Raw genomic sequence first — 5,330 nt, forward strand, 5'->3', positions numbered from 1 at the left:
TGCAGAGGCGATTCAAGCTCACAACAACAGGCAATTCGCTGCCGTATTTTAAGGTAAATGCTATTAACGGATCGAATCGAGATACCGGTCAATTTTGCTGTGCTCGTAGCAGTGAAATCCAGAGAAAAGCACCGAATAAGTTGCCTAAATTTCGCTTCTCTAATTCGAGAACGAAAGTAGTATCTATTTTTACCATTCATCTCAGTAAGTTAACACACCTTAATAAGTGCTTAACTTCCTAAGACCCATTTTTAAATATTTTGATGTGATAACTGTATCGCAATGTAATCTGGTTATCGGAAAAATCACTTGCTCATGAGATTAATCATTCTGTTCCTTTACTATGGGAGAATGCAATGAACGACCAACAATGCACAAGCAGCTCCTTTCTAGCACATGTACTGGGTGCGGTAATTCTCATGGTGTTTTGCAACACTGCAGTGGCGATTGACTCTTCGGTAAAAGCTAATACCACAACAATGCCCAACATAGAGTGTTTGTTCAACTGGGCACAAACATTTCATTCCGATTTATTTTCACCAGCGGTACAAGAGGTGCAATTTTCTGACCCTTATACCTATCGCTATTACCCAACTACTAATTCTTATTTAGGCGTTTCGTCTGCAGATAATCATGTTTACTACAAAGGACCGACCGATCTCTCACCAAGGGACCTCGGTGATTTATCCATTTTCCTGCAAGAGTCAGGGTGTGGGGCGATACCTTACCCTGTTATTTTTATTCATGGCTTAGCCTCTTCAGCAGAAACATGGGCTGTATATATAGACTATCTAATAAATAATGCCAAATGGACATTCGGAGGAATACCTTCTTACAATCATGGCACAAAAATGGTTGATATTAGCTGCCCCACGAATCCAAACCCGGTTATTAAGTGTACGGGTAATGCGGGCAATTTTTATACGCTAAATTTCTCTGATAATCAAGGCCTATCTTTAGATAAACAGGGGGGCGAATTAGCAGCAATCATTAAAGTAGTTTTAGATAAAAACCCTGGAACCACAAAGGTTCTTCTCATTGGACATAGCTTAGGTGGGCTTGCTGCAAGAGCTTATCTACAGGGACTAGCACAAGCACCCGATGCAGCAGCACCCATTGCGTATCAGGGTGATGTCGCGAAATTTATCTCCATTGCCACCCCACATCAAGGTAGTTTTTGGGCACAAGTATGTCATGATGATCTCGGTATTCCCGGTGAAAATAGCATTTGCGATCTTTTCAATTTAAATATTGATCCGCATAGTACCGCAATGCAAGAACTACAAACAGACAGCTCCGCTTTGAAAATACTTAATGATTTAGCCACTCATCCCCTTCCAACCGATTCAATCTATGTCTCGATAATTGGAACAGGTCAACCTACGTTGTCTAGTTTAGTCAATTTTCAAGATGGCGACGGTATTGTTTCAAATACTTCCCAGAATTTAATGGAAGTAACTGGAAATCTTCCTCTCCAACAGAACTCAATAAAGGTTGATATCCCTTTCCGAGAAGAATGCGGTAATGAAATAAAAATACCCGTTGTCGGGAGCTTAAGGCAAACTCACACTTGTGAGACAACTGATATGGGTGTAGGAGCAGAAGTTTTAAAAAATCTGCACTAGGGTTTGTTGACGTTTCAAGATAAGTATTTCATAGACAGAAACAAACTCGTAATATTGGGGTTCCCATACCACCAACAAAACGAGTTTGCGATGCCCCGAATGATGCTCAATGATGAGTACTGGTCGAAGCTGGAGAAGATTCCCTTCAAGAATCGACTTATAACAAGCGCAATCTGCGCATGACGCTCGAAGGCATACTGTATCGCGCCAGGTATTCCGGCGATGAAATGGTTTGAGAGATAGAAAAGATAAAGAATCAAATCAGTTAGCTATTCACGGGTAGCAAGAAACTGAGCGCACGCCTAATATCTGTACAGCGGAAGGAACATGAATCGCAATGCTCGACAATTAAATCGATCGCATCGGAGATTGAATGCACAGCAGTGACGCTGTGCATGTGGATAAGATGGCGGAAACCGACAAGGAGATTGCGGCGGCATGTAGTCAATGCATCTTGAACGGCTCAAGCAATTGGAACGCGAGAATCGTGATCTTAAATGGGGAAACGAGATACTACGAAAGGCCTCGGCGTAATTTTTGCCGATGCGGAGCACGACCGCCGACCGAAATGATGGTGGAATTTGTAGACCAACACAAAGGATGGTACGGAATTGAGCCAATCTGCGAACAAATTGCTCCGCCATTGACACTCGTTCAAGAACCTAGCGTATATGAAATATATCGCAAGTTCTTTATCTCGAAGTGAACGTTAATTCCCTCTCTCGCGATTGTGACAACTGTCTAGCCAAGGTCGCATAAAATATCTGAGCTCGAAATTTACAATCAAATCTGAAATCACCAAGAGAAGTATTGATCAGAAAATCCTACACAGCCCCTACATATATCTCAAGGAAGAATATGTGCTTTCCCCTAATAATATACTTACTCGGCACGGTCAGATATGCGGAAAATGAAGTGGGTATAATAACGGACTTTAGCTCTTACCAAGACATGCTCCGGCCCAATTTTACGGAAGAAGAAATTGCCCATATTCATCAGCTATTCATGGAATATCCTTCCGGGGTGGCAAAGAGAAAATTGCATGTTGTCTATCTGAAAGCGCTGGAATTGCCTCATCAAGAAATTGTCCGCATCGCATGAGTCAGCGGAGATAGCGTGACACGCTATTTGAGGGCGTATATCGAAGGTGGGGTGACGGCTCTTTGCTTATCCCGGCGTCATTGCCCCGGAAGTGCATTGCTGCCCTATTCGGAAGGACTCAAAACACGTTTCCAGGTCCATCCTCCGCATACTGTTGCTGAGGTAGCCTATGAGATTGAAAAGCTCACCGGAATTCAATTAGCTTTAAGCGCCTGCCGCGAATTCATGCATAAACGTCTCGGCATGAGATACCGAAAAATGCGCTGATCCCCTCTAATTCTAATTCTAATTCTTAATAAAAACTGAAATTATAATTTGACATAACAGGATAAAAATAAATGAAAATATGTCTAATATTATTTACTTTTCTATTGGGATTTAGAATAACTTATTGATCTGTATGGTGCTGTTGAGAGGAGTCGAACTTACAATCTACTGATTACGAAACACAGCTCCAGGCATTATTATACAAATCAATAACTTGCAATGCTTGCTAAGCAACACAAACAAAGCATAATGCTAACGCACAAATAAAAGCACATACAAAAGAAGAAAAGCCGCTTATCTGTAATTGGTATTGCGACTATTGTAGAATTCCTTATTTTCTGGAATTTAGATGTTTTTTAAACGCTTACCACTTCAATTCAGGGCTACAATTTATTTAGCTCTTAAACTGAGATCTCGTTTTTGTTGATCCTGAGCCATTTTGTAGTGAATGGTAGCTTCTTTTAAATTCTCTTCAATAGAATTCTCTAAATGTCGGATATTAGCCCAAGTATGTGAGCGGAAGCTTTGCCCTTTTCTTCCATAGTAGTAATTGTGTCTTTCATATTCCGCAAGTTGCTCTTTTTTCGCCTGTAGCTTTGCTTTCATTTCTTTAGCCACATCTTCGAAATGTTTAGCCACAGCATCATGATTATTAGGGTCTATGAAATGTTGATTCGCAATAAATTCTCCATCACTTAAAGTACTTGCTATTGGACTCATTGGAGCACAGCCAGATAAGAAAATAACTGTCAAAATAGTTATAAAGATGGTCAGCTTTTTCATTTTAACGTCTCCATCCATTTATTTTAATTTAACCTCCATTTCTTTATATAAAATTGCTATCAAAAATTTTGCATCATTAGTTCATTAAGAATAACCATATTAAGAGCACGTTCTTTACAGGCAACAATCCCATGATCAGCCTGACTCTCCAACATAGCCCTTCAATTAATAGTTCTCGACGATTAATTTTAATATTAATCATAAGGAAATCATTTTTATTAATACTTTAACCCTACACATCGTAATTTTATTCAATTTCTTATGATGCATAATATCCAAGTAAACCACAAAAAATAACTACAAAAAAAAGAAATAAATTGTTTCTTAAATAAGTACAATCATATTGAATCAATATAGATGCTATAGACCAAGGGATGTGGAATAAAAAATAAAATAAATAATTCTGAAGTTAGCGCTAGAACTACCTGTAACTTATAAAGAAGAATAGTTGCGAAGTAATATAGAAACTTTTAAATATCGTTTTATATACCTCATAAAAATTCTATGGCGAAGAAAACCGAAACAAAAAAAACTGAAACAAAGAAAGTTGAAATTAAGTGGACAAATAAGCCAGAAGGAAATAACTACAGTGCTGCTTTATCCTATTTGAGCTTAATTTATGATGAAAAGAGGGCTGCTAATTATGTGAAGAAGCTAGAGAAAGCGATGCTTTCAGAATTCCTAGCCAAAGATATCTTCAGAGCATCTACCTTGCCATTACTTGGTATAAGCAATATACACGTCAAAAGGGATATACAAAAAATACAATTAGCGGAAAAGCTGTCTCCCCTTCTCTTGGTAAGGGATTCAGATAGCGGTAGAGTGATTATTGCAGATGGCTACCATCGATTATGTGCAATATATTCTTATGATGAAGATGCAGTCATTCTGGGCAAGATCGTATAACCTGCTAGCTGAGCAGATTATATTATTTGAGGAGTTCTCTTTTATAAAAAAGACCAATATTAAAATTAATATTGGTCTTGTCAGAGCCTAAAGTAGCTTAGGGTACAACTAAGGCAACTAGGCTAGAACTCTAGGCGAGGAATATCTTTTATTTTTGAAGACACTACTAATTGCAGCAATTATCCAATATGCCAGAAAGAATAAAGCCCCGGTGGGTACATTTACTAATAAAATCAAACTGACTGAAGCTAAAACACTCAGCAAAACAAGAGAGAGGAATATTACTGAGTTTCTGCTAACTTCATGTGTTTTCATTTCTAACTCTCCAATATATTAATTTATCAATATTGTTTTTGTTAATTATTAGAAGAAATACTTTACAAAAAGTTCACATTATATTAACAAATAATTTATTATCCCGAATTGTGCTGATCAGCTTAAATGCGAATTAAGAGCTGAAATAGAAGCCAGTCCACTAGGGTCTGTTGACGTTTTAAGATAAGTATTTCATAGGTAGAAACAAACTCGTAATATTGGGGTTCCCATACCACCAACAAAACGAGTTTGCGATGCCCCGAATAATGCTCAATGATGAGTACTGGTCGAAGCTGGAGAAGATTCTGCTTCAAGAATCGATTTATAACAAGC

General features: G+C 38.3%; 6 protein-coding genes, 2 pseudogenes and 1 other annotated feature. Of the genes and pseudogenes, 5 read left to right on the top strand and 3 right to left on the bottom strand.

The window, feature by feature from the left end; all coding sequences use genetic code 11:
- Positions 1–200: pseudogene (locus tag BM283_RS17030) on the bottom strand (IS1595 family transposase); the annotation flags it as partial.
- 156 nt (positions 201–356) lie between these two features.
- Between BM283_RS17030 and BM283_RS17035 the strand changes: the two are divergent.
- The 4 genes and pseudogenes from BM283_RS17035 (at position 357) to BM283_RS17050 (ending at position 2,993) form a co-directional block, all read left to right on the top strand.
- Positions 357–1,625 carry an esterase/lipase family protein gene (locus BM283_RS17035; protein ID WP_090695260.1) on the top strand — a complete coding sequence of 423 codons (1,269 nt, stop codon included), beginning with the start codon at positions 357–359 and terminating at the stop codon, positions 1,623–1,625.
- Between the two features lie 90 nt (positions 1,626–1,715).
- Positions 1,716–1,837 (top strand): annotated as a pseudogene (locus BM283_RS20240) (IS5/IS1182 family transposase); the annotation flags it as partial.
- Positions 1,838–2,154: 317 nt separating this feature from the next.
- Positions 2,155–2,265 (top strand) — a sequence feature (AL1L pseudoknot).
- Between the two features lie 275 nt (positions 2,266–2,540).
- Entirely contained in the window at positions 2,541–2,726 is a 186-nt protein-coding gene (locus tag BM283_RS17045; RefSeq protein WP_139225331.1) for a hypothetical protein, read from the top strand.
- A 15-nt stretch (positions 2,727–2,741) separates the two neighbouring features.
- Positions 2,742–2,993, top strand: a complete 252-nt coding sequence (locus tag BM283_RS17050; protein WP_090695267.1) for a hypothetical protein — start codon at positions 2,742–2,744, stop codon at positions 2,991–2,993.
- Positions 2,994–3,383: 390 nt separating this feature from the next.
- On the opposite strand, the gene BM283_RS17055 is transcribed toward BM283_RS17050, so the two are convergent.
- Positions 3,384–3,776 (bottom strand): hypothetical protein, encoded by a 393-nt coding sequence (locus tag BM283_RS17055; RefSeq protein WP_139225332.1) that lies wholly within the window; start codon positions 3,774–3,776, stop codon positions 3,384–3,386.
- A gap of 504 nt (positions 3,777–4,280) precedes the next feature.
- Between BM283_RS17055 and BM283_RS17060 the strand changes: the two genes are divergently transcribed.
- A complete protein-coding gene (locus tag BM283_RS17060) occupies positions 4,281–4,682 on the top strand; it encodes a hypothetical protein (protein ID WP_217646591.1) in 402 nt (133 codons plus the stop codon).
- Positions 4,683–5,119: 437 nt separating this feature from the next.
- Here the strand turns inward: BM283_RS17060 and BM283_RS19725 are convergent.
- A partial coding sequence (locus BM283_RS19725) for a hypothetical protein (RefSeq protein WP_217646592.1) occupies positions 5,120–5,330 on the bottom strand: 211 nt, incomplete at its 5' end.

This window comes from Nitrosomonas sp. Nm34, from assembly GCF_900113925.1.
Classification (GTDB): Bacteria; Pseudomonadota; Gammaproteobacteria; order Burkholderiales; family Nitrosomonadaceae; genus Nitrosomonas.